This window comes from Acinetobacter uliginosus (assembly GCF_044130295.1).
Taxonomy (GTDB): domain Bacteria; phylum Pseudomonadota; class Gammaproteobacteria; order Pseudomonadales; family Moraxellaceae; genus Acinetobacter.
Map to the genome: position 1 here is coordinate 1 of NZ_JBIQOC010000039.1, position 478 is coordinate 478.

Sequence of the window (478 nt, forward strand, 5' to 3'; positions counted from 1 at the left end):
GCAAATCAAACGTATTTGGAAAGAAAGTTTAGGTCGATATGGTGTGCGTAAGGTCTGGCAACAATTGAAACGTGAAGGTTATGTTATCGCACGTTGTACAGTTGCTCGATTGATGCAGAAGCTAGGTATACAAGGTGTTTGGCGTGGTAAGAATAAACAAACCACCCGTAGCCGAGATGATCAAAAACGAGCAGATGACTTAGTAAAACGCAATTTTAATGCAGATCATCCTGACCCTTGCGAAGCAGTGCTCAGGTCGCTGACTTCACGTATATTCAAACTCATTCAGGCTGGGTCTATACCGCCTTTATTATTGATGTGTTCTCGCGAGCAATTGTTGGATGGAAAGTATCAACACGTATGAATACAGATATGGTGCTCGATGCACTGGAGCAAGCATTGCATGATCGAGGCATGCCAAAGAACGTGATTCATCATAGTGACAGAGGCGTGCAATATCTTTCCATTCGTTATACCA

At 43.1% G+C, this 478-nt stretch carries 1 pseudogene; it reads left to right on the forward strand.

The window, feature by feature from the left end:
* Positions 1–478: pseudogene (locus tag ACE01T_RS08705) on the forward strand (IS3 family transposase); the annotation flags it as partial.